General features: G+C 70.3%; 13 protein-coding genes and 2 tRNA genes. 9 read left to right on the top strand and 6 right to left on the bottom strand.

The window, feature by feature from the left end; all coding sequences use genetic code 11:
* The first annotated feature begins 323 nt into the window (after positions 1 to 323).
* Genes AB5J62_RS06120 through AB5J62_RS06135 form a run of 4 tightly spaced genes read left to right on the top strand, consistent with a single transcriptional unit; the run spans position 324 to position 7,511 of the window.
* Positions 324 to 1,301: an AAA family ATPase gene (locus AB5J62_RS06120; RefSeq protein WP_370947129.1), complete on the top strand. Its 978-nt coding sequence runs from the start codon at positions 324 to 326 to the stop codon at positions 1,299 to 1,301.
* 6 nt (positions 1,302 to 1,307) lie between these two features.
* Positions 1,308 to 2,453, top strand: a complete 1,146-nt coding sequence (locus AB5J62_RS06125; protein WP_370947130.1) for a DUF58 domain-containing protein — start codon at positions 1,308 to 1,310, stop codon at positions 2,451 to 2,453.
* Positions 2,450 to 4,642, top strand: coding sequence for a DUF3488 and DUF4129 domain-containing transglutaminase family protein (locus tag AB5J62_RS06130; RefSeq protein ID WP_370947131.1), 2,193 nt, complete (start codon positions 2,450 to 2,452; stop codon positions 4,640 to 4,642). The genes AB5J62_RS06125 and AB5J62_RS06130 overlap by 4 nt, the downstream gene beginning before the upstream one ends.
* Positions 4,643 to 4,661: 19 nt before the next feature.
* Positions 4,662 to 7,511 (top strand): PKD domain-containing protein, encoded by a 2,850-nt coding sequence (locus AB5J62_RS06135; protein WP_370947132.1) that lies wholly within the window; start codon positions 4,662 to 4,664, stop codon positions 7,509 to 7,511.
* A gap of 405 nt (positions 7,512 to 7,916) precedes the next feature.
* Here the strand turns inward: AB5J62_RS06135 and AB5J62_RS06140 are convergent, their stop codons facing one another.
* Entirely contained in the window at positions 7,917 to 12,656 is a 4,740-nt protein-coding gene (locus AB5J62_RS06140; RefSeq protein WP_370947133.1) for a TIR domain-containing protein, read from the bottom strand.
* A 56-nt stretch (positions 12,657 to 12,712) separates the two neighbouring features.
* Positions 12,713 to 14,032, bottom strand: a complete 1,320-nt coding sequence (locus AB5J62_RS06145; RefSeq protein ID WP_370947134.1) for a helix-turn-helix domain-containing protein — start codon at positions 14,030 to 14,032, stop codon at positions 12,713 to 12,715.
* Between the two features lie 530 nt (positions 14,033 to 14,562).
* Here AB5J62_RS06145 and AB5J62_RS06150 point away from each other — a divergent pair.
* Entirely contained in the window at positions 14,563 to 15,090 is a 528-nt protein-coding gene (locus AB5J62_RS06150) for a CGNR zinc finger domain-containing protein (protein WP_370947135.1), read from the top strand.
* Between the two features lie 481 nt (positions 15,091 to 15,571).
* Here the strand turns inward: AB5J62_RS06150 and AB5J62_RS06155 are convergent, their stop codons facing one another.
* Entirely contained in the window at positions 15,572 to 15,790 is a 219-nt protein-coding gene (locus tag AB5J62_RS06155) for a 7-cyano-7-deazaguanine synthase (RefSeq protein WP_370947136.1), read from the bottom strand.
* 223 nt (positions 15,791 to 16,013) lie between these two features.
* On the opposite strand from AB5J62_RS06155, the gene AB5J62_RS06160 reads away from it, so the two are divergent.
* From AB5J62_RS06160 to AB5J62_RS06170, 3 genes are all read left to right on the top strand, one after another.
* A tRNA-Leu gene (locus tag AB5J62_RS06160) sits at positions 16,014 to 16,090 on the top strand.
* 1 nt (position 16,091) lies between these two features.
* Positions 16,092 to 16,163 (top strand) — tRNA-Gln (locus tag AB5J62_RS06165).
* A gap of 196 nt (positions 16,164 to 16,359) precedes the next feature.
* Positions 16,360 to 17,943, top strand: a complete 1,584-nt coding sequence (locus tag AB5J62_RS06170; protein WP_370947137.1) for a C1 family peptidase — start codon at positions 16,360 to 16,362, stop codon at positions 17,941 to 17,943.
* Here the strand turns inward: AB5J62_RS06170 and AB5J62_RS06175 are convergent.
* Together AB5J62_RS06175 and AB5J62_RS06180 are read right to left on the bottom strand one after the other, a co-directional pair.
* Positions 17,940 to 18,692: a response regulator transcription factor gene (locus tag AB5J62_RS06175; protein WP_370947138.1), complete on the bottom strand. Its 753-nt coding sequence runs from the start codon at positions 18,690 to 18,692 to the stop codon at positions 17,940 to 17,942. The two genes, AB5J62_RS06170 and AB5J62_RS06175, sit on opposite strands and share 4 nt — an antisense overlap.
* A 43-nt stretch (positions 18,693 to 18,735) precedes the next feature.
* Positions 18,736 to 19,686 carry an SDR family NAD(P)-dependent oxidoreductase gene (locus AB5J62_RS06180; protein WP_370947139.1) on the bottom strand — a complete coding sequence of 317 codons (951 nt, stop codon included), beginning with the start codon at positions 19,684 to 19,686 and terminating at the stop codon, positions 18,736 to 18,738.
* A gap of 99 nt (positions 19,687 to 19,785) precedes the next feature.
* On the opposite strand from AB5J62_RS06180, the gene AB5J62_RS06185 reads away from it, so the two are divergent.
* Positions 19,786 to 21,045: a TolB family protein gene (locus tag AB5J62_RS06185; protein WP_370947140.1), complete on the top strand. Its 1,260-nt coding sequence runs from the start codon at positions 19,786 to 19,788 to the stop codon at positions 21,043 to 21,045.
* On the opposite strand, the gene AB5J62_RS06190 is transcribed toward AB5J62_RS06185, so the two are convergent.
* Positions 21,023 to 21,790 (bottom strand): Tat pathway signal sequence domain protein, encoded by a 768-nt coding sequence (locus AB5J62_RS06190; RefSeq protein ID WP_370947141.1) that lies wholly within the window; start codon positions 21,788 to 21,790, stop codon positions 21,023 to 21,025. The two genes, AB5J62_RS06185 and AB5J62_RS06190, sit on opposite strands and share 23 nt — an antisense overlap.
* Positions 21,791 to 21,960: the final 170 nt, after the last annotated feature.

Below are 21,960 nucleotides of genomic sequence, written 5' to 3' on the forward strand. Positions count from 1 at the left end.
CTCTGGAGGCCCTATACGAACGCAAAACCCTATGGCGGGCCGGCGGACCCCAGATCCCCGGCCCGCCTCGGGGTAATGTGGATTTCCGCGGGGAGGATATCCGCGAAACGGGGTTTCATTCCGCCTCGGCCCGGGTCTCCCGTCGCCCGTGGCCGGGGGAGACGGGCGACGCCTGGTGAGCGGCGGCCCACCCGGGTGAAACTGGGGATCATGCCGCCCACCTCACCCACCGCTGTCGCAGTGAGTGAGAGGCTACGATCCAGAATCCTTGGCGCCGGCCGGTCTGCAAGACGCAGCGGCGGCGGAGTTCTGGAGGGACGCACTTGCCCGACTCAGCGCCCGACACGGCCATGTTCTCCAAGCACTTCCACGCGCTGGCCGCGAACGTCGAAACCTTCATCCGCGGCAAGTCGGACGTGGTCCGGCTCGCCCTCGTCTGTCTTTTCGCCGAGGGTCACTTGCTGATCGAAGACGTGCCGGGGGTCGCGAAGACCTCGCTGGCGAAGGCGATCGCGCGGTCCATCGCCGGCGCGACGGTGAAGCGCGTGCAGTTCACCCCCGACCTGCTACCGGCCGACGTGACCGGCGTGCAGATCTACGACCAGGCCAGGGGCGGTTTCGAGTTCCGGCAGGGCCCGGTCTTCGCGAACATCCTGCTCGGTGACGAGATCAACCGCGCCTCGCCGAAGACGCAGTCGGCGCTGCTCGAGGTGATGGCCGAGCACCAGGTCACCGTCGACGGCGAGCCGCGCCCGGTGCCGGAGCCGTTCCTCTGCATCGCGACCCAGAACCCGGTCGAGCACCAGGGCACCTACGTGCTGCCCGAGGCCCAGCTCGACCGCTTCCTCATGCGCATCGCCATCGGCTACCCGGACGAGGTGGCCGAGGAGGTCAGCATCATCGCCGACGGCATCGCCAGGCGGCGTCCGGAGCAGCTGGACCCGGTGCTCGACCTCGACGACCTGCGCACGATGATCAAGACCGTGCGGCTGCTGCACGTGTCGGCGCAGCTGCAGGACTACATCGCGCTGATCACCCGCGCCACCCGCGAGCACCCGGACATCCAGCTCGGCGCCAGCCCGCGCGGCAGCATCGCGCTGGCCACGGCCGCGCAGTCCTACGCCGCGTCGATGGGCCGCGAGTTCGTCACCGACGACGACGTCAAGGCCGTCGCCGTGCCGGTGCTGGGCCACCGGCTGCTGCTGACCTCCGAGGCGCGGATCGCCAAGCGCACCGCGAAATCCATCGTGGAGGAGATCCTCGACGGCACGCCGGTTCCCCGTGCCCCGGAACCTCGGTGACGCCGGGTGATCACGAAGACTGGGGGCGCGGTCGCCGGCGCGGCCGTGGTGCTGACCGCCGCGGGCGCGGCAGGCGACTATCCGGAGCTGGTCGTGCTCGGCGCGGCCTGCTTCGCGGCGCTGCTGCTGGCCGCGCTGTGGATGCTGGCCAGGCCGCGGCTGGACGCCGTGCGCCGGCTCAGCCCCGCGCGGGTGCGTGAGGGCGACCCGGCGTTCGCCGTGCTGAAGGTGACCAACGTCGCCCATCGCCGCGGTCTTCCCTTGCTGGTGACGGAAAACGTCGCGGGCACCCGGGTTTCGGTGCCGCTGCCGAGCCTGGCGGCCGGTGCGTCGTTCGAGACCAGGTATCCGGTGCCGACCGAGCGCCGTGGCCGCCACGAGATCCCGCCGCTGCGCATCGGGCACGCGGATCCGTTGCGGCTGCTGCATCTGGGCCGGGGCCGTGGTCCGGCGACCGCGCTCGTCGTGCATCCGCGCTCGCACGTCATCGCCCCGCTCCCGCTCGGCGGCCCGCGTGACGTCGAAGGCCCGACGTCGAGCAACTCGCCCCAGGGCGGCGTTTCGTTCCACAGCCTGCGCGACTACCAGCCCGACGACGACTGGCGCGCGATCCACTGGGCGTCGTCGGCCCGCACCGGCACGCTCATGGTGCGGCGCAACGTGATCCCCGACGAGCCACGGCACCTGGTCGTGCTCGACACCAGCGCGGCGCCGTACACCGACGAGTCGTTCGAGGACGCGGTCCGCGTCGCGGCGTCGCTGTGCGAGGCGGCAGGCGAGGCGGGCTACGCGCTCGACCTGCGCACCACCGGGCACCCGATCACCGAGGGCCTCGACGACGGCGTGACCGGCGCGCTCGACCGGCTCGCCGACGTCGAGCGGGTCGACGGCGACCGCGGCCTGCTCACCCTCAACGAGCTGGTGACCGACCTGGTCAGCGCGGAAGAGGGCGTCGCGCTCAGTGTGGTCACCGGCCGCGCCGACGCCGCGCACCTGGACGTGTTCACCTCGCTGCGCCGCTGGTTCCTGACCGTCACCCTCATCCAGCTCGGGCAGCCGGGTGAGCTGGCCGCCGCGCACGGCGTGCTCGCGATCGACGCGCGCACCAGCGCCGACTTCGCGGCCAAGTGGAACCAGTTGATCCCGCTATGAACCGGCGGCTGATCGAGGCGTTCCTGTGCGCCGCCGCGACCCTCGCCGGCGGCCTGGTCTACGGCAGGCTGTTCGCCACGGCCGGTTACCTGGCCCCGATCGGCGCGGCGACCGTGGTCGGCGTGGTGGTCGCCGCGACGGCGGCGCTCCTGCACTGGCGCGCGGGCTGGACCGTGGTGGCCGCGGCGGGCAGCTTCGTGCTGCTGGCCGTCTACGGCGTGTTCGGCAGCTCGCTCCACAGTGGACTCCCGACCCGCGGCACCCCGGCCGCCGTGCTGCAGGGCGTGTTCGGCGGCTGGGCCAGGCTGCTCACCGTCGCGCCACCGGCCGACGTCCGCGGCGAGCTGCTGGGCACGCCGGTGCTGCTCACCTGGCTCGCCGCGTTCCTCGCGACCTCGCTCGCGCTGCGCACCCGCGTGGTGCTCGCGCCGAGCGCGCCGCCGGTCATCGCGTTCGGCGCCGCGCTCGTCCTCGCCGGTAAGCAGCCGGGTTTCCAGCTGCTGCCCACGGTGTTGCTGCTCGCGTCCGTGTTGCTGCTGACGCTGCTGCGCGCGGACTGGACCGGCGTCGCCACTTCGGGCCACAAGCAGGCCATGACGAGCAGGCTCGCCTTCGGGCTGCCCGCCATCGCGGTGATCGCGGGCCTGGCCGTCCTCAGTGGACAGTCGTCGCCACTGGCCACCGGCGCGAACCGGTTCGACCCGCGTGACCTGCGCCCGGCGCCGGTCCGGATCGCCGACTCCATCACCCCGCTGGCCAAGCTCAAGGGCCAGCTCCGCGAAGAACCCGCGCGCAAGCTGTTCACCGTGCGCCAGACGAGCGGTCCCCGCCTCGACCGGATCAGGGTCGCCGCGCTCGACGCCTTCGACGGCGTGCTGTGGACGTCCACCGACCGCTTCCTGGTCGCGGGCAAGCAGCTCGCGGCCGATCCGGCGCAGACGAAATCGGACGAGGTCAGCGCCCACATCACGGTCGACTCGCTGCCGGGCCCGTTCCTGCCGGAGCCCGGCTGGCCGACCAGGCTCGGCCTGGCGCAGGACGCCCAGAACCCGGTCGGTTTTTCGACCGTCTCCGGCGTGCTGGCGACGGCGATGCCGCTGCGTGGGCTCTCCTACGACGTCACCGGCAAGCTCCCGGTGCGCGACAGCGGCCTGGTGACCGCGACGCCGGGCCGCGGCCCCGAGTACCAGCGCTACCTTGCGCTGCCCGGCGACCTGCCACCACTGTTCCCGGCGCTCGCCAATCAGCTCACGGCGACGCAGCCGACCTCGTACGGGAAGCTCGCCGAGATCGAGAACTACCTGCGCGACCTGCCCTACGACGTCGACACCCAGCCTGGCCACTCGTACGGCGCGCTGCTCAAGCTGCTCACCGGCGGCCCGTCCAGCGGCGGTTTCGCCGAGCAGCGCGCGTCCGCGTTCGCCGTGCTCGCCCGCGCCGCGGGCTTCCCGGCCAGGGTCGCCGCCGGGTACCGCCTCGACGGGCCGTCGGCGGCCGGGTACACGGTGACCAGCCACGACGTGCACGCCTGGGCCGAGGTGCATTTCGACGGCTACGGCTGGGTCCCGTTCGAACCGACGGACCTCGCGGGCGGCGTCGGCGGCGGACGGCAGCGCCCGGAGCTGCCGGTGACCGGCCAGCAGCCGCCGAACCCGCCGCAGGGCAAGCCCGCGCCCGTCGCGCCGTCGCCGGATCTCGCCGCGCCGCCGACCGGCACCGGCAACGCGGTCGCGCGCGGTGCCGGGCTCGCCGCCGCGGGCCTGGTGGCGCTGGTCGTGCTCGCGCTGGTGCTGGTCGTCGCCGAGAAGGCGCGGCGGCGCTGGCGTCGCCGGAACGCGCCGACCAACGCGGGCAAGGTGCTCGGCGCCTGGCACGAGGCCATCGACCGGCTGGTCGAGCGCGGGGTGCCGGTGTCGGCGTCGCTGACCGCCAAGGAGACCGCCGACCGCGCGGTGTCCGTGCTCGGCGTGGCGTCGAACGCGGTGGTCGGGCTGGCGCCGCTGGCCACGGCCGCCGTCTACGCGCCGCGCGAGCCGGACGACGCCGCCGTCGCCGAGGCATGGCAACTGGAATCACAGTTGCGAACCCAGCTGTATCCGCGGAGTCAGTCCTTACTATGGATGCGGGCGAGGCTAGATCCCCGGCCGCTCCTACGGGGGAACAGACAGCGACGGGGCTCGCTGAAATGATGGGGAATCAGGTGATCACGTGAGGTTTTCGCTGCGTAAGGTGCTGCCACGCAGGCTGAGAACGGCCGCCGGGATCGTGGGCGCCGTCACACTGCTGGCCGGCCTGGTCGTTCAGGCCGACACCCGCAACATCGCTCCCCAGGTCCGCCTGCACTCCGGTGCCGCGTGGGTGGCCTCAGGCGCCGCCGGGCAGCTGACCCTGCTGGACGGCACCTCGGCCGAGGTCGCCGCGCAAGTCCAGGTCGACCAGCCGGGCAACGTCCTCACCGCCGTGCAGGACGGGCTGACCGGCTACGTGCTCAACCGCACCCGCGACTCGCTGGTCCGGGTCGACGGCGCGACGCGCGAGCGCTCGCAGCCGATCCCGATGACCGCCGGAGCGGGCGCCACGCTCTCCGTGTTCCCCACCGCGGACGCCGTCTACGCACTCGACACGCAGAGCGGTGTGTTCACGAAGGCCGACGCGAAGACGTTGCAGCCGCAGGGCGGCGTCCAGCTGAACGTGCGTGCCGCCCCCGACGAGCCCGCGATGGACGCCGACAACCGGCTCTGGGTGCTCGACGAGCAGACCGGCGACCTCGTCTGGCACGACGGGGCGTCCCGCCACTCCCGCGCCCAGGCCCACACGCCGGGCAGCTCGCACCTCGCGCTGACCGGCGGCCGCCCCGCGATCGTCGACACCGCGCGCCGCACGGCCGAGCTGCTCGACACCGACGGCAAGGTCGCCAAGTCGATCCCGGTCGACGTGGCGCCCGGCGAGCAGATCGCGGTGAGCGGCTCGTCCGGCGAAGCCAGGCTGGTGATCTCGGACGGTGCCCGTGGCCAGCTGCTGGTCTGCGGGTTCGACGCGGGCGCCTGCGCGCCCATCCCGCTGGCAGGCCCCGGCGACCTCGGCCGCGCGGTCGAGATCGGCAACCGCGTGGTGGTCCCGGACTACGCGACCGGCAAGGCGTTCATCGTCGACCTCGCGCAGCGCCGCCTGCTCGCCGAGCGTCAGCTCTTCGACCGCCCGGTCCGCTTCGAGCTGCTCAGCCGCGACGGCATGGTCTTCTACAACGACCCGCTCAGCGATCAGGCGGGCATCCTCAGCGGCGAGGGCGGCGTCCGCCCGATCTCGAAGTACAACCCGGCCAAGCCCGAAGAGGGCGTCACCCCGGTGCCCGGCACGGGCGGCGACCCCGGCAACGGCCCGGTCCCGCCCATCGGCGGCCAGCCCAACCCCGGCGACCCGGCCCAGCTGTCCATCGACGTCAGCCCCGGCGACCACGGCCTGGTCGGCGACGAGTTCCAGCTCACCGCCGTCGGCGCCGGCGCGTCGGGCGTCAGCGGCGGCCAGTGGACCTTCGGCGACGGAACGGTCGCGACCGGCACCACCGTCCGCCACCGCTGGGGCACACCCGGCACCTTCCCGGTCAGCGTCTCCGCGCAGCTCGGCTCCGGCCAATCCGCCCGCGCGGCCGCCCAGGTCGTCATCGACTCCCCGGACGCGCCGCCCCGCATCGTCAAACTCAACGTCACCCCCGAATCACCGGTCGCGGGCCAGACGACGAAGTTCAGCGCCGAGCTGGCAGGCGGCCGCTACACGGGCACAACCTGGTCGGTCACCGGCCCCGACGGCGAAGTCGCGACCGCCACCACCCCGGAGTTCTCCCACGTGTTCGTCGCCGAGGGCACGTACACGGCGAAACTCACGATCACCGGCGGCTCGACCCACGTCGAGCAGACCCGCCGGTTCACTGTGCAGCCCGCACCGCACGAGGTCGCCTGCGGCGACACGCTCACCAAGAATTCGGTGCTCACCAAGGACTTGCTCTGCACCGGACCCGTCGGCCTGACGATCGCGGCGAGCAACGTCACGCTCGACCTCGCAGGCCACACCCTGTCCACCGACAACACCTCGGCCGTGCGCAGGGGCATCGTGGTGTCGGGCAAGGGGCTGTCCGGGGTGACCATCCGCAACGGCGCGGTCCAGCAGTTCACGGACGGCATCGTGATCACGGACGCCGCCAACGTGACCATCGACCGGGTCAGCGCTTCCGGCCTGCAGCAAGACAATCAGAACCACTTCGCGCTCTCCTCGGAGAATGCGAAGAATCTGCAAGTCCGAAGCTCCACTTTGGACGCGATGAACATGTTCAGGTTCGCCAAGGGCACCACGGTCACGGTGACCGGCTCCAATCTGAACGGGAAACTGGCGCAGGGCGCGCAGTCCTTCTGCGATGACGGAAGCAGCTGTTCGTTCCAGGGCGGCCTGCTGAAGATCATGACGCTCGCCTGTGTGGAACCGACCTCGACGGTGACCGTCGCCAGGGCCACGGTTTTCGTCAACAACTTCGCGACCGGCTGCAAGCTCGGCACACTGACCAACAGCAAGGTCGAGCAGCTCACCTTCCCCGGCGCGGACCAGAACGTCATCACCGGCAACACCTTCGACGGCTCCACCACGGTGATCCTCGGCCTGCCGTCCACGGTGTCCGGAAACGTGTTCAAGGACGCGAAACTCCAAGGCCTGCTGATCACGGACACGGCCCGCGGGAAGGTGTCGGGCAACCGGTTCCTCAACGCGAAGGGCTCGGGGATCCGGGTCGACTTCGGCTGGACGATGGGCACCGGGACAGTCGAGATCTCGGACAATGAGTTCGTGGGCAACGGATTCGGCCCGGACCCGGACTACTACGGGACCGATGGCCTCTCCGTCGGCGAGATCATGCAGGACCTGGTCACCATCGTGATCAAGAACAACCACGCCAAGAACAACGCCCAGTTCGGCATCAACGCCCCCGGCCGCACGGTGGTCGACGGCGGCGGCAACACCACCTCCGGCGACCCCAAGGGCTGCCAAGGCGTCGTCTGCACCCCAGGCTCGTGACCAGCCCACGCTCTGGGTTACAAGGGTGGCCCTTGTAACCCAGAGCGTGACAAGGGCCGCCCTTGTCACGTGCGCCCGGCGCCATCCCAGGGTCGTTCGGGTCATGCGCCGCCCCGCTCCGCAGCGTCGCCGGCTTGATCCACACAAAAGCCACTTATGTAACGCTTAGCGTGACATAAGCCCCGTTCGTCACGTCCCAACCTCACGGCAGGCCGACCAAATGCGACATAAGGAACCAAATCCGCTCCGAATATCCTTTGTGGACACTAAATCGGGTGCGAGTCATGGTCTGGACGACGTGAACGCCACGTTCACAACGTTGAACGTTGCGGAAGGGGCGTTCACGTCACCCGGCGCCATCCCAGGGTCGTGAGTGTTCCGGCCGGTTCTAACCGGTCAAAACACTCACGACGCGGGTGAGCAGGGGGCGTCGGGTTCCGTGCCGGCGGGCAGGAGGTCGCGTTCTTCAGGGGTGTAGTCGCGGTGGTTGACGCGGCACAGGTGGTCGATCCACCGGTCCGGGGTCATGGTGATCGACAGCGGGCCGTTGCGGGTGGCCGCGATGAGCGAGGTGCCGTTCAGCCACCAGACGCCGGGGGCGCCCGGCACGCGGAAGTTCGCGACGCCGCTGCCCGAATTCAGGTCCCAGAGCTGCACGCCGCCGTCGGCCGAGCTGGAGATCAGCTTGCCGTCGGGGGCGAACGCGACCAGTGACAGGTCGCCGGGCAGTGGCAGCGGCCTGCCGCGGGCGCCTTCCTGCTCGGGGACCCAGAGTTCGAGCTGGCCGTCGGACTTGTAGTGGACCGCGACCCTGGGTTTCGCGGTGTCGACCACGACCTCCGGGGTGGCGCTGCCGGGCCGTGGCTGGAAGGAGCGGCGCAGCGTGCCGGTCTTGGTGTCCCAGAGTTCGACGCCGTCGATGGACGCGACGAGCACCAGCGTCCGGTTGTCGAACCAGGGCCGCGCGGACGCGTCGCGCGCGAAGTCCTGGGCCTGGGGCAGGTCCTTGCGGATCTCGGAGGTCTCGTCGAGCAGGCCGCCGGTGCTCAGCTGCCAGCGGGTGATCTCGGCGCCGTGCAGGAGGAACGCCTCGTCGTTGTACGCGGGGACCACCGAGATGTTGCGGGCCGCCGGGTCTTCGGACGTCGTCGGCGGGACCTTGAGCGTGCGCTCCGCCGCGTAGCTCGTGGTCGACAGCACGAGCACGTCGCCGTTCGCGGTGATCGCGGTCAGCCAAGCGTCGTCGAAGCTGAACGTCAGCCTCGGGTTGGCGGCCAGCTGCACGTCGCTGGTCTTGAAGGCGATCCTCGTCTTGCTCGCGAGGTCGTAGGCCTGCAGCCCTTCGTCCTTCGTCAGCGTGACCAGCAGCCGCCCGTTCCAGCTCAGCGCCGAGGTGCCGGGTGACATCGACGGGGCGTAGCGGCTCAGGTCGTCGATCGGGTCCGGGGCGCGGAAGCGCAGCAGCGCGTCGGTGCTCAGCTGGAACACCGACGGCCCGGCCGGTGACGGCAGCACGAAGACGGGCTCGGTGTTGAACTTGGTCAGGTCGTTGTCGCGCTGAGGTCGCGGCATGGCGGGGCGGGGCAGCGTGAACGCCTGCCCGGTGCCGAGGTCGATCAACCCGAGCAACCCGAACGAATCCTTGGCCGAGCCGTCCTCGAAGACCGCGTAGCGCCCGGTCAGGTCCGTCAGCCCGACGCCCGCGTCCGGGCACGCGGGCACCGTCTTGGTGAACCTGGCCGTTCCGGTCGCTGGGTCCAAAATGGACAGACGGCCGTCTCGGCACCGCGTGAAAACGCCGCCAGGAGTTACGAAATCGGCGGGCGACGAGCGCACCACCGACCCGCTCGTCAGGTCGCGCAGCACGGTCTGCGTCGAGCGATCGGTGAGCCGCTCGGCGAACCAGGCGCTTTTGCCGTCCGGCTCGACATAGAGCGCGGTGCTGCTCGCCACGATGGTCTCCGCGACGAAACCGGGCGTCGCGGGCTGGCGTTGCGGCACGTCCCACACGTCGACGGTCTTCTGGTCGCCACTGCGCCGCTGCGTGGTGACGAGTTTGCTGCCGTCGGCCGAAAAGACCGCGCTCAGCAGCTTGTTCGGCTCGCTGATGTTGGGGGTGTTCGACGCGGGCGTGCGCAGCGGGAGCGGGCCGCGGTGCTGGACGAGGTCCCACAGCGTGATGCCACCCCGGCTGTCCGAAACGGCGAGCCAGCGGCCGTCGGGGCTGAGCACCAGCGACTGCATCGCCGCCATGGTCGCGACGAACCAGCGTTGCGGCGACTTGCCGAGCAGGTCCGACCACGCGGTGATCTTGCCGTCTTCCTCGGCCGTGACCGCGGTCTTGCCGTCGGGGGTGGTGGCGACGTCGGCCAGCGCGCCGGTCCACAGCCCCGAGCGGATCTCCTCGACCGACGAATACTTGAGATATTGCTGCAGCAGCGCCGAATAGGCCTCCGGCCGGTTCGGGCCGTGGCGCCAGGCCGCTTCCGCGAGTTGCAGTGCCATCAACGGGTTCGAGTCGCCGCGCCGCTGCGACTCCTGGGCCAGCGCGACCGCGGCCGCCGCCCGCAGCTGGCCGCTGAGTTCGCCGTTCTGGCTGAACGCCAGCGCCGCCGAAGTCGTCGCGACCAGCGCGAGCACGCCGATCAACGCGGTCACCAGGCGCCAGCGCCGCACGCCTCGGCGCTGATGGCTTCGGCTGGAGGCGATGAAGTCGCGTTCCTCGCCGGTGAGCCCGGACGGCTGCTTGGCGAGCCAGTCCTCGGCGGTGGTCAGCGGATTGCCGCGCAGCAGCGTGCTCGGGTCGCGGCTCGCGAGCTGCCACTGGCCGAGCGCGATGCGCAATTGTTCTTGCCACGCACGGAAATCGTGGGCGGCGGCGAGCCATTCGCGCAACTGCGGCCACTGCTGGACGAGCGCCTCGTGCGCGAGCGCGACGATCTCCGGCTGACCGGGATCGTGCCGGACCACGACCAGGCGGTGCTTTGAAAGCGTCCTGGCGAGCGCGCGCGACTCGGCGTCGAGCCGGTCGAGCCGGGCGGGCGTGAGCGTGAAGCCACCGTCGTCGTTGGGCCTGGCCAGCTGGACGAGCAGCTGCTCGGCGAGTTTCTGCTCGCTCGGCAGCAGCAGCTCGGTGCTGACCTCCTGCGCGTACGCGGCCAGCGCGCCGGTGACGCCGCCCTGCTCGTCGTAGGCGCGGTGGGTGAGCGTGCCGCCCTGCTGGGATTCCCACAGCCTGGTCAGCGCGAACTCGACCAGCGGCAGCTTGCCCGGCGAGTCGGCCGCGTCGGTGATGATCCGGTCGACCAGTCCGGGCTCGAACGAGACCAGCGGCAGGTCGGCGGGCCCGGTGATGGCCGTGCGCAGGCCTTCCTGACCCATCCGGGGGAGCGGGACGGTGTGCAGTATCGCCGCCAGGTCGGTGGTGAGCACCTCGTCGAGATCAGCCGAGCGGCCGGTGAACACCGCGCGGATCGCGGGCGGACCGGCGGGTCGCAGCGGCGCCGCGCGCACCAGGCCGGCGACGAGCTCGAGCATCTCCCTCGCCGCTTCGGGCTTGGCGGCGACGAGTTCCTCGAACTGGTCGACGAACAGCACCAGCCGCCCCGCCGTCTCGACGACGGCGTCGGCCAGCAGCCCGAGATCACCGCGCACGCCGAGCCGGTCGGCGCCGACGATCGGGGCGAGCGCCTGGGTCAGCTGCTCCAGCGGCGCGATGTCGGGACTCGGCCGGAACACGGTCAGCGCGACGTCGTCACGGCGCAGCGCAGGCAGGATGCCCGCCCTGATCAGCGACGACTTCCCGCAGCCGGACGGGCCGAACACCATCACCATGCGGTGCCGGTCGATCACCTTCGCCAGATCGGCGATCTGCTGGTCACGGCCCCAGAACACCTCGGCGTCCTGCTCCTGGAACGGCTGCAGGCCGCGGTACGGGCACTCCGGGCGCGCCGCGCGGTAGAGCCGCGCGTCCGGCCGCAGATCCTCGCCGGGGTTCTCGTCGAGCAGCGCGAGCAGCGCGGCCGCGTGGATCGCCCTGGTCGTCGCGTAGCGCTGGTGCTCCAGATCGCCGGGCACCGGCAGGTCGGTGACCGGAACGCCGAGGTACCCGGCATAAGCGGCCGCCGCGCGGTGGAACTCCGACCGCCGCCCCGACGGCGGCGGCAGCACCTGCACGTCGAGCGCGCCGAAGACACTGCGGACCCGATCGTCGGCGTGGGTGCGCAGCTTGCGCAGCCACTCGCCGACGTCCCCGCTGAGCAGCAGCAACCGGGCGGGCGGCGCCGTCGACGGGCGCTCCATGAACGCCGTCGCGACCGCCTGCACCTGCTCCGAGCGCGGCTCGGGGTTGTCGACGACGACCAGCAGCGGGCTGTCGATCTTGCTCAGGTTCTCGATGTCGGCGACGGCGGCGTTCTCGTGCAGGAACCCGGTCACCCAGCCGTAGCCTGCCAGGTCCTGGCACAGCTGGTGCCCCAGCCGCGTCTTGCCCTGCCCGGCGGGCCCGCTGACCAGGTGCCCGGACACCGACCTCGGCGTATCGGTCCAGTCGCGCAGGATCTTCAGGTCGCCTTCACGGCCCGCGAACGGCACGAGCTGGTAGTCGGCGCGCAGCCAGGCGCTCGGCGCGAGGTTGCGGCTCGGCGGTGGCGGCGCCGTGGTGAACACCCGGCTCAGCACCAGGCTGGGCACCAGATCGGACAGCTCGTCGACCAGCCTGGACAGGTCTCGGGCGTCGTTGCGGTGGCTCAGCCGGAGGAACTGGCAGCGCGCCAGCGCGGCGATGTCTTCGGGCAGTTCCGCCTCGGTCAGCGCGACCGCGTGGTCGAGGAACACGGGGATGACCCGCAGGCCGTGCTGGAACGCCTCGGCGATCTCACGGTGCACCCAGTCGTCCGGCGCGGTCAGCTCACGTTTGCGCTGCCGATCGGTGACCGAGTGCCAGCGCGCGCCGATCACCGCCAGCAGCACGTCGCAGTCGTGCAGCCGCTCGATGATCTTCTTGGTGAAGTCCTCGCCGGGGCGGATGGACCGGCTCGCCAGGAACACCTGGTCGGCGCCGAACCGGGCGGTGAGCACCCGGTTGATCAGCGTCGCCGCGAAATCGCCGTCGCCCGTGCGGTAGTTGACGAACACACCGCCCACGCGTTCCCCCTGAGCATCTCCTGCCAGCGATGCCCCAAGGTAGCAAGTTGCCGATCTCAGCCGATGGGCGTCCGCAACGCGGCGTTGAGGCGGGGGTAGAGATCACGGACCGGCTGGTGGCTGTGCCACCTGGCCAGCGTGCGGGTGAGGCGGCGCAGGTCGACGCGGATGGTCGCCGAGTCGACCACCTCCGCGCTGTCGAGCACCCGGTGCGCGAGCGTGCACGCGTGCTCGACCTCGCCCGCCGACGCGTACGCCAGCGCCCGGCGCGCGCCGAACCGGGCGTGCGTGCGGCGCGCGGAGTCCGGGATGGCGTTGAGCTGCTGGTCGAGCAGGTCGCCCGCCTGCTGCGGGCGGCCGAGGTCGTGCAGGCACCAGCCCGCGACCATCGCCTGCAGCCGGGTGCTCGTCACCGACGCCGAGCCGGTGACGACACCGTCCTTGCTCTTGTCCGCGGAGTCGGCGAGCAGCTCCTGGGCCAGGTCCAGCGAGCGCTGGGTCTGGTCGTAGTCGCAGGCGAGCGCGTGGCCCTGTGCCTCACGCAGCGCGGCGAGGCCGCGGATGCGGGCGGGCGTGCGCGGGTCGGAACCGGCCTGCTGGGCCAGCCCGATCGTGCTCGCGGCGTCATCCTGGTACAGCGTGATCAGTGCCTGCCTGATCAGCGCGTACGTGCTCAATTCGGTGTCGCCCGCGGCGTTGGCCATGTCGACGGCCGAGCGCGTCCACCAGAGCGCGCCCCGGTCGTCGCCCGCCTCCTGCGTCATCCAGCCCGCGTACTCGGCGTAGCGCGCGGCCAGCTGCAGCAGCTCCGCGCGCGAGCGGCTGTCGGCGCCCGTCGCCAGCCCGCGCAGGGTGTGCGTCTGCGCGATCACCGTCGGCAGCACCACGCTCGGGCCGGTGATCTGACCGAGCTGTCTCGTCTGCTCGAACAACGCCTTGAAGGCGACGATCGTGCTGTCCTGCTGCGCCGCGGCGGCACTGCTCTGCGACCCGAGCGTCAACCCGAGCAGCGAGGCCGCGCCGACGGCCAGCGCCTCACGACGCCGCATCGGCACCAGCCTGCTCGACCCGTCCGGTTCCATGGTCATCACCCACACCTCGCTGTCAGGCTCGGTTGTGGCCATCGCGGGTGGATCGGACGACTCGCCGGTGGTGGCGGCCTCTTTGGGTACGAGCGCGACGAGCGCGCCGCCCGCCTCCAATGCCGCGTCGCAGCGTCGGGCTAGGTCCAGCGTCGCCGGCTTCTCCCCGGTCTCGATCCGGCCGAGATAGCCCTTGCTGTAGTGCACTTGCTTGGCGAAGGTCGCCAGGGAGAACCCCGCGTCCGTCCGCCGACGCCGCAGCTCAACGCCGAAACTGGCGGGCTGTTCAGTCATGCGCACTCCGTGCCTCGACCGGATCACTTTCGCTGGGAGCGTCGCGTCCGGGGTCTTCGGCATTAGCCGCGCGTGACCATGGCGACGTCTCCTCGTCCGCCAGGTTACCGATCACGGAGCCCGGCTCCTAGGGCTCGGGACCGGGGTGCGTCTGCGGCTGCATGCCACCGAGTCTGAGCCCGCTACGCCGTCCGGTCGCCCCGTCGCCCGGCTCCCGTCGCCCGAGGCGACGGGCAACCCGTCCACAAGGGCAGCCGAACGGGGCATGCTGAGTGGGCGCCAGCGAGAACACCCGGCCCGCCCGTAGTGAGCCGGAGGGAGAGCCGGTCGCGGCAGCAAGGCCGAACTGGGGGTGCCCTGCTGCCGTGACCGGCTACGAAGACCGGTGCACGGCCTCCTTGTTCACCACGATGCGCGTTTCCCCGCAGAGACAACGCTGGTAGACGACCCAGCCTTCGCTGGTCAAGTGGCTCGAGGTGGTAACCCATGTATGTGCAGCGGCCATGCTCTGAGAATGCTGTAATGGTCCTATGCGGCTGAACCCTTACGGAGAAGATCCGGTCCGGCTTGCGACGAGTCTCACAACGTCACCGCCGCTGACCGCCGAAGAACTGACCGCCCGCTGCGTCGGCGCGGGCGTCGTACTCGAACAGGCGGCGACCCCCGACGACCTCGCGGAGGTGAACGTCTTCCTCGGCCGCTGGCTGAAGGTCGTCGAAGCCTCGAGCCCGCAGGCACGGGCCGCGCTCCTCAACGACCTGCTCGCCGAGTCGTCGGCGTACCCGCGCCTGACCGACCACGCGGGCGACGGCTGGCACATCCACTACCGCGACTACGGCCTCCCGGTCGCCCGCCTCCTCCGCGCGCTGATCAGCGTCGGGACGGCGTTGCACCTGACCGGCCGCGGCATGCACCGCCTCAGCCGCTGCGAACTCGCCGAATGCCGCAACCCCTTCGCCGACTTCAGCCGGGGCGGGCAGCAGCGCTACTGCTCACCCACCTGCGCGAACCGGGACGCCGTCCGCCGTCACCGGGCCAAGCGCGCCCTGGCCTCCTAGGGCTCGCCCTGACCTGGGCAAACCCCGCCTGGCCGCCGGGCCTGCGGGTTTGTATGAAGGCTCCCTTCATTCAGCCGACCCTGTATGAAGGGAGCCTTCATACAGCTAGAGGTGGATGAGGGGAGCCTTCATACACCTATGCCGCATGAAGGGAGCCTTCATACAGCGAAACCTGTATGAGGGGAGCCTTCATACAAAGCGGGCACGGGTGAGGGACTCCCTCACCCAACATGTGCGGTGGGGGCCTCCCTCACCACGCTAGGCCCCGTGAGGGCCTCCCTCACTCAAGTGAGGCGGGTGAGGGACTCCTTCACCCGAGATGCTGGGTGAGGGCCTCCCTCACCCAGCGGCCTGGGTCAGGGCCTCCCTGACCCAGGTCTGGGCGAGCCCAAAGGAGCGCAAGACCCGGGATAAAGCCTGCTTTATCCCGCGGAGTAAAGCGGGCTTTATCCCGGAGAGTTAAGCCCGCTTTATCCCGGGGTTAGCGTCGCCGCAGGCGGGCCGCCAGCACCGTGCCCTGGTCACCGATGGCGGTGAAGATGTCCCGCGCGCCAACGACTTCCGCGTACGCGATTGCGAAGGACGGGAATATCGTGTTGCGCGCCGGGACATGGGAACTCGGTACGTCCTCGTTCAATTCCTTTTCCGTCCGGCCTTTGCGCACCTCGATGTCGTCGGTCAGTGCGGAGCCGCCGAACATCTCGCCTCTCGCGCACTGCTATCCGCCTCGTACATTTCGCGGGAAAAGGAATTGACGCCCCCGTTCGGGCTGGTGATGATGAGCGCACAACGTCGAGCGAGGAGCGGTCATGCGAGCACAACAGGAGCAGCTTCTGGTGCAGGCTGGGCTCTTGCTATGACATGACTTCTTTGTCAAGCCACGAGCCGCCTGCCGGAAAACCGGTCAGGCGGCTTTTTTTCGCGCGGTTCTAGCCCAATTGGCAGAGGCGTCCGGTTGAGGGCCGGTCCAGTCGGGGTTCGACTCCCCGGAACCGCACCATTCCCGGTTGGTGTAATCGGCAGCACGACGGACTTTGAATCCGTTGGCCCAGGTTCGAGCCCTGGACCGGGAGCGGCGTCACGCGGCGGTCTCGACCGTGATGTGGGGAGCCGGCGCGCGCAGGAAATCGGGCGCGTCGAACAGTGCTCCGGCCGACGCGGCTGACCCGGGAAGGATTTCCCGGGTTTTGCCCGGCCGTCCCCCTGTCGCCTGGGTGCGCGTGCGCGTCAGCCTGGTGCGAGTTGATCGCGACAGGGGAGGACCGAGCGGTGACCGAGAAGTCTTTGACCCGGCGGAGTGCGCTGCGCCTGGGTGCCGGTGGCGCGGTGTTCGCGGGTGCGGCCTTGACCGGGCTGCTCGATCCCGCCGTGGCGCTCGCGAACCCCGATCTCGCCGCGCACCGGCGGGCCGTCAAGCTGGCCAGCGAGAACGCGGCGCGCGATGGGCTGGTGTTCACGCCGGAGCGCAAGCTCGCGGGCGATGTCGTTTCGCTCGCGCAGTATCAGACCGGGTTCAAGAACCAGGGTTCGCGCGGGACCTGTTACGCGTTCGCGGGCGTTGCCGCCGTCGAGGCCGCCTACAAGCGGAAGTACGGCGTCGAGCTGGACCTTTCCGAGCAGTACGCGTACCACATGAACAAGGTGTTCGAGCTTTACGGCGACTACGCGAGTTCGACGACCCCGCATGAGAACAACAGCTCGTACTGGGGTTTCCAGGGCAGCTCGGACATCATCGACCACATCGCCCGTGCGGCGATCCCGGCCGAGTCGTACGCGCCGTATCTCGACGGCTGGCGGATGGACCAGCTGAAGACGGCGACCCCGGCGTGCGGGAACCTCGACTGGAACTCCAGCCAGGAGCAGCTCGACGCGTTCGAGTTCCTGACGGCCAACATTCCCACCGCCGCACGGGAAAACGCCAAGTACCGGGTCACCAGCTTCGGTGCGGTGCCCTGGAACCCGTCGCCCACCGAGATCGAGGCGGTGATCGCGGGTGGCCACGAGCTGGTGGCCGACGTGCCTGGGCACTGCATCCTGATCGTCGGGTTCGACCGGATCAAGCGGGAGTACCTGGTCAAGAACTCGTGGGGCGAGAACAAGTTCATCACCGTCCCCTACAACGACCCGAACTGGCCGATCCTCGGCGGCCGGTTCGTGCAGGACGTCGCGGACGTCAACGCCGCGCCGCAGTGGGACGCGGCCTGGCTGGGGCGCTGGCAGATGGACCACGACGGCTGGCGCGGTGAGCTGGTCATCCGGCGCACCACCGACTTCCGGTCCGGCGCCGGGCAGCCGACCAAGCTGGGCAACTACTACCGCGACGGCAATCGCTACGACGTCAACGGCTACACCGAGCAGAACGGCCAGATCCTGCACTTCTGGGTGGCGGACGGCGCCGGCCGCGTCCAGCCGGGCTCGAAGGTGGGCACCGAACACCGGGTTTGCCTCTACAGCTGGGAAAAGGCGTTCGCGTCCGGGGTGAACTGGTGGAGCGGCATCCCGTTCGGCACGGTGCTCAGCCGCTCCGCTCTGCCCGGCCGCCCCACCTCGGGCTGGTCGGCCGGAGACTGGATCGGCCAGTGGGACATGAACAGCGACGGCTGGAGCGGCAGGCTCCGGATCACCTCCGTCGCGCCGTTCCAGGCGAGCTACGTGCACCAGGACGGCCGCACGCTCGCCGTCAGCGGCGCGGTCGACGGCCCCCACCCGCACATCCTGCCGATCAAGATCGCCTACGCGTCGAACGACCTGCGGCCGTACCAGCTCTACGCGCACACGTGGGAGCGCGACACCTTCTCCGGCACGCACCAGTGGAGCGGGCTGACGTTCGGCAACCACGGGTACCGCGTCTAGCCGCGGGTCACCAGCGCCAGCAGGCCGGTCCGGTTCGTCAGGCCGAGCTTGCGGTAGATCTGCTCCAGGTGCTTGTGGACGGTCCGGTGGCTGATCAGCAGCATCCGCGCGATCTCCCGGTCGGTCGCGCCCGCGGCCACGTGCCGGGTGACATCGCGTTCCCTGGGTGTCAACGCGGACAAGCGGTCCAGCGCGCGGTCGACCGGCTCGGCGAGCCGAGCCAGTTCGGCCATCCGCTTGCCGATGGTCAAGCGCTGGCGGACGTGGGGCGCGAGCAGTTCGACGACGTCACGGTCCCGTCGCGAGAAGCCGCGACGGGACCGGTTGAACGTGAGCACGGTGCCGCGGCGGCCGTCGAGCCCGATCACGCAGACGAGCTGGTCGGAGATGCCCCTCGGCCGCCAGTACTCCGCGAAGAGCGCGAGCCTGCCGAGCGCGCGCCGGTCGCCGAGATCACTCAACGCGATCGACGAGCCCAGTGCCAGCTTGCCCGAGCGATAGGCGCCGAACCCGGGATGCTCGCGCAACGCCTCGGCGAAGCCCGGCGTGCCGAGCAGGTTGTGCTCCGGCTGGTCGGTCGACGCGTCGACGACCAGGCACGACCCGTGGTCGGTGACCGCGTACGACGCCATGTCGCAGCCGACGAGCGCGGTGAACCGGCCCAGCGCGTCCTGGTCGAGCTCACCGGTGATGTCCTCGTTCAGCTCGCGCACCACGTCGAGCGCCAGCCGCAGATCCCGTGCGTCCACGTATTCAGGAGGACGGGATCCGGCGGCGGATACCTCAGGTAACTCAGGCGAAGGCGTTCACCCCGGTGCGGTCCGCCGACAGCACCCACAGGCGCGCGGCGTCGGTGGGGTCGAGCGCGTAGTCGGTCACGCCGGCGATGGAGCCGTCGGCAGGCGCGGGCTCGGCCACGTCGCAGTCCTGGAGATAGAGCCCGCCCATGCCGTCGAGCAGCGGCGAGGTGGCGGCCCACACCTGCGTCGCCGCGCCCTGCTCCGGGGTCTTGGCGTCGCCGACCATGTTGCCTTCGGCGTCCATGAACCCGGCTTCGACCATCTCCCGCAGCTCGAGGTGCCGGATGAGGTTGGTGCGGATCCGGCCGGGGTGCAGCGAGAACGCGCGGATCCCGCGGTCGCGGCCGAACTTGTCGAGCTGCACGGCGAACAGGATGTTGGCCGTCTTGGCCTGGCCATATGCCTGCCACTTGTCGTAGCCGGTCTCGAACTCGATGTCGTCCCAGCGGATGGGGGAGAAGTGGTGGCCGCGCGAGGACACCGAGATGATCCGCGCGCCGTCCGCGACAGCCGGCCAGAGCCGGTTGACCAGTGCGAAGTGGCCGAGGTGGTTGATGCCGAACTGGGCCTCCCAGCCGGGGCCGACGCGCATCTCGGGGCTCGCCATCACGCCGGCGCTGGTGATGATCAGGTCGATCTTCCTGCCGGTGGCGAGGAACCGGTCCGCGAAGGCGCGGACGCTGTCCTGGTCGCCGAGGTCGAGTTCGTCGATCTCGACGTTTTCGACACCGGCCAGCGCCTCCTCGGCGACCGCGCGGCGGCGGGCCGGCGCCACGACGAACGCGCCGGCGGTGACCAGCGCCTTGGTCGTTTCGAGGCCGATGCCCGAGTAGCCGCCGGTGACGAGCGCGAGCTTGCCGGTCAGGTCGATGCCGTTGAGAACCTCGGCCGCGGTGCTGGTGTCGCCGAAGCCGGAGCCGATCTTGTGCTGTGCGGTGGTCATGGCGATGACGCTACGACCTGGAGCGCGCTCCAGCGCAAATCCGCTTTCAACCGCTAAGCTGACGGCTCCGCCGCCCCGCACCAGCTCAAGGAGTTCTTCGTGGTCGGCAGGAAAATCCTCGTCATCGGCGTCGTCGGCATGTGCGCGCTCGCCGGGACGCCCGCGTCAGCGAGTCTCGGTATCGACCTGGTCAGCAGGTCGCAGTGGGGTGTCCACGGCGACGCCGCGTCGTGGACACCGGTGCTCAGTGCCGATGGCCGGTACGTGGCCTTCCCGTCGGAAGCGTCCACTTTGGTCAGAGGCGACCGCAACGGCGTGTCCGACGTCTTCGTCAAGGACCTGTGGACCGGCTCGGTCGACCGGCTGACCGACGGCGACGGCCCGTCCTACGACCCGCCCGCGCTCAGTGCCGATGGCCGGTACGTCGCTTTCCTTTCCAGCGCGACGAATCTCGTGCCCGGTGACACGAACGGCGTCGACGACGTGTTCGTCAAGGACAGACGCCGGGGAACCGTGGTCTCGGTGAGCCAGGGTGGCAACGCCGCGTCGTACGGGTCACCCGCGCTGAGCGCCGACGGCCGGTTCGTCGCGTTCCGCTCGGACGCCTCGAACCTCGTGCCGGGCGACACGAACGGCGTCGCGGACGTGTTCGTGAAAGATCTTGTCACACAAGCGATCGAGCGGATCAGCGTGGCCGCCGACGGGACACAGGGCGACAAACTGGTCTCGCACGGCATCGCGATGAGCGCCGACGGGCGGTACGTGGTGTTCCCGTCGGCCGCGACCAACCTGGTGCCGGGTGACACCAACGCCAGCGTGGACATGTTCGTCAAGGACCGGCGCACCGGCGCGATCATCAGGGCGAACACCGCGGCCGACGGCACACAGGGCAAGTCGTACACGCTCATGCCGTCGATCACCGCCGACGGCCGCAAGGTCGCGTTCGTCGCCTGGGGCGACAATTTGGTGCCGAACGACACCGAGGACACGCCGGACGTGTTCGTCAAGGACCTCGCCACCGGCGCGATCTCGCGCGTCAACACCTCCTCCGACGGCACGCTCGCGGAGGCGTCCCCGCTGGGGCCGGTGATCAGCGCGGACGGCCGCACGATCGCGTTCAGCTCGATCTCGTCGAACCTGGTTCCCCACGACACCAACAAGGTCGACGACGTGTTCGTGAAGAACCTGGTCACCGGCAAGACGACCAGCCCGACCGTGCGCGGCGACAACTTTTCGCTCGCCCCGTCGCTCAGCGCCGACGGCCGCACGGTCGTCTTCGGCTCCTACGCCTCGAACCTGACGCCGTGCGACACCAACGACGCGCCGGACGTATTCGTCAAATTCGCTGCCAGGCCTTGAGATCCCGCAGGAGCAGGTAGCAGTCCTGGATCTGCGCGGAGTCGCTGAGCGACCGGTAGATGCCCCACTTGGGGCGGACCCGGTCGCCCAGCCAAGTGTCCACTCCGGACTTTCGCTCATCAAGCACGGTCTGCCCGCCGCTGCGGATCGTCCACCCGACGGAGCCCGCGGCGCCGTCGCCGATGCCCAGCTCGACCACGGTGTCGATCCATTTGTCCTGCAGCGGCGCGAGCGGCGTGTGCCCGACGAGGACGTTGCCCTCGGACACCCTGAACTCGATCTCGGCGAGGGTTCCGCTGCGGCGCAAGGACATCGTGGTGATCGGCGCCGAGCCGAGCCCCGGCATCTTGGTCTGCATGATGTGCGTGAAACTGCTCGTCGCCTTGAGCGCCGCCGGGATGAACATCGAATACGCGATGCGCCACGTCTCGCCGTTGCCCATCGACAGCGCCTCGCCCGCCGTGCGCATACCGCGCACCTCGTTGCGCTGGCGGTCCGTGGCCGTGTCGCGATCGCGCTTGTGCATGTCGAACCGGAACGTGTCGCGCACCGGGTAGATGTGCTTGACGCCGGGGTGCGAGCCCGCGCGGTCGTCCTCGACGCCCTCGAAGGCGTTCAGGCCGTCTTTGCTCGGGAGCGGGCTCCATCGCTGTTGCCAGACCGGCGCCGCGAGCGCGGGTGCGCCGGTCAGCGGGAGCGCGGCCGCGGCGGCCATCGAGGTCAGCAAAGCCCGGCGGTTCAGCACAGTCTCCTCCAGCGAGTCGTACGTCGGCGGCGGAAACTGTGCTGATCAGATCATCCGCTCGCCCGAGGTGTCAACGCCTCCGAAGGGTCTTCGGCGTTTCGCGAAATCCGAGTTTGGGCCATCCACTGGCCCAAACTCGGATTTCGCGTGCTCACGCGTCGCTTGACAGC

It is taken from the genome of Amycolatopsis sp. cg5, from assembly GCF_041346955.1.
Classification (GTDB): domain Bacteria; phylum Actinomycetota; class Actinomycetes; order Mycobacteriales; family Pseudonocardiaceae; genus Amycolatopsis.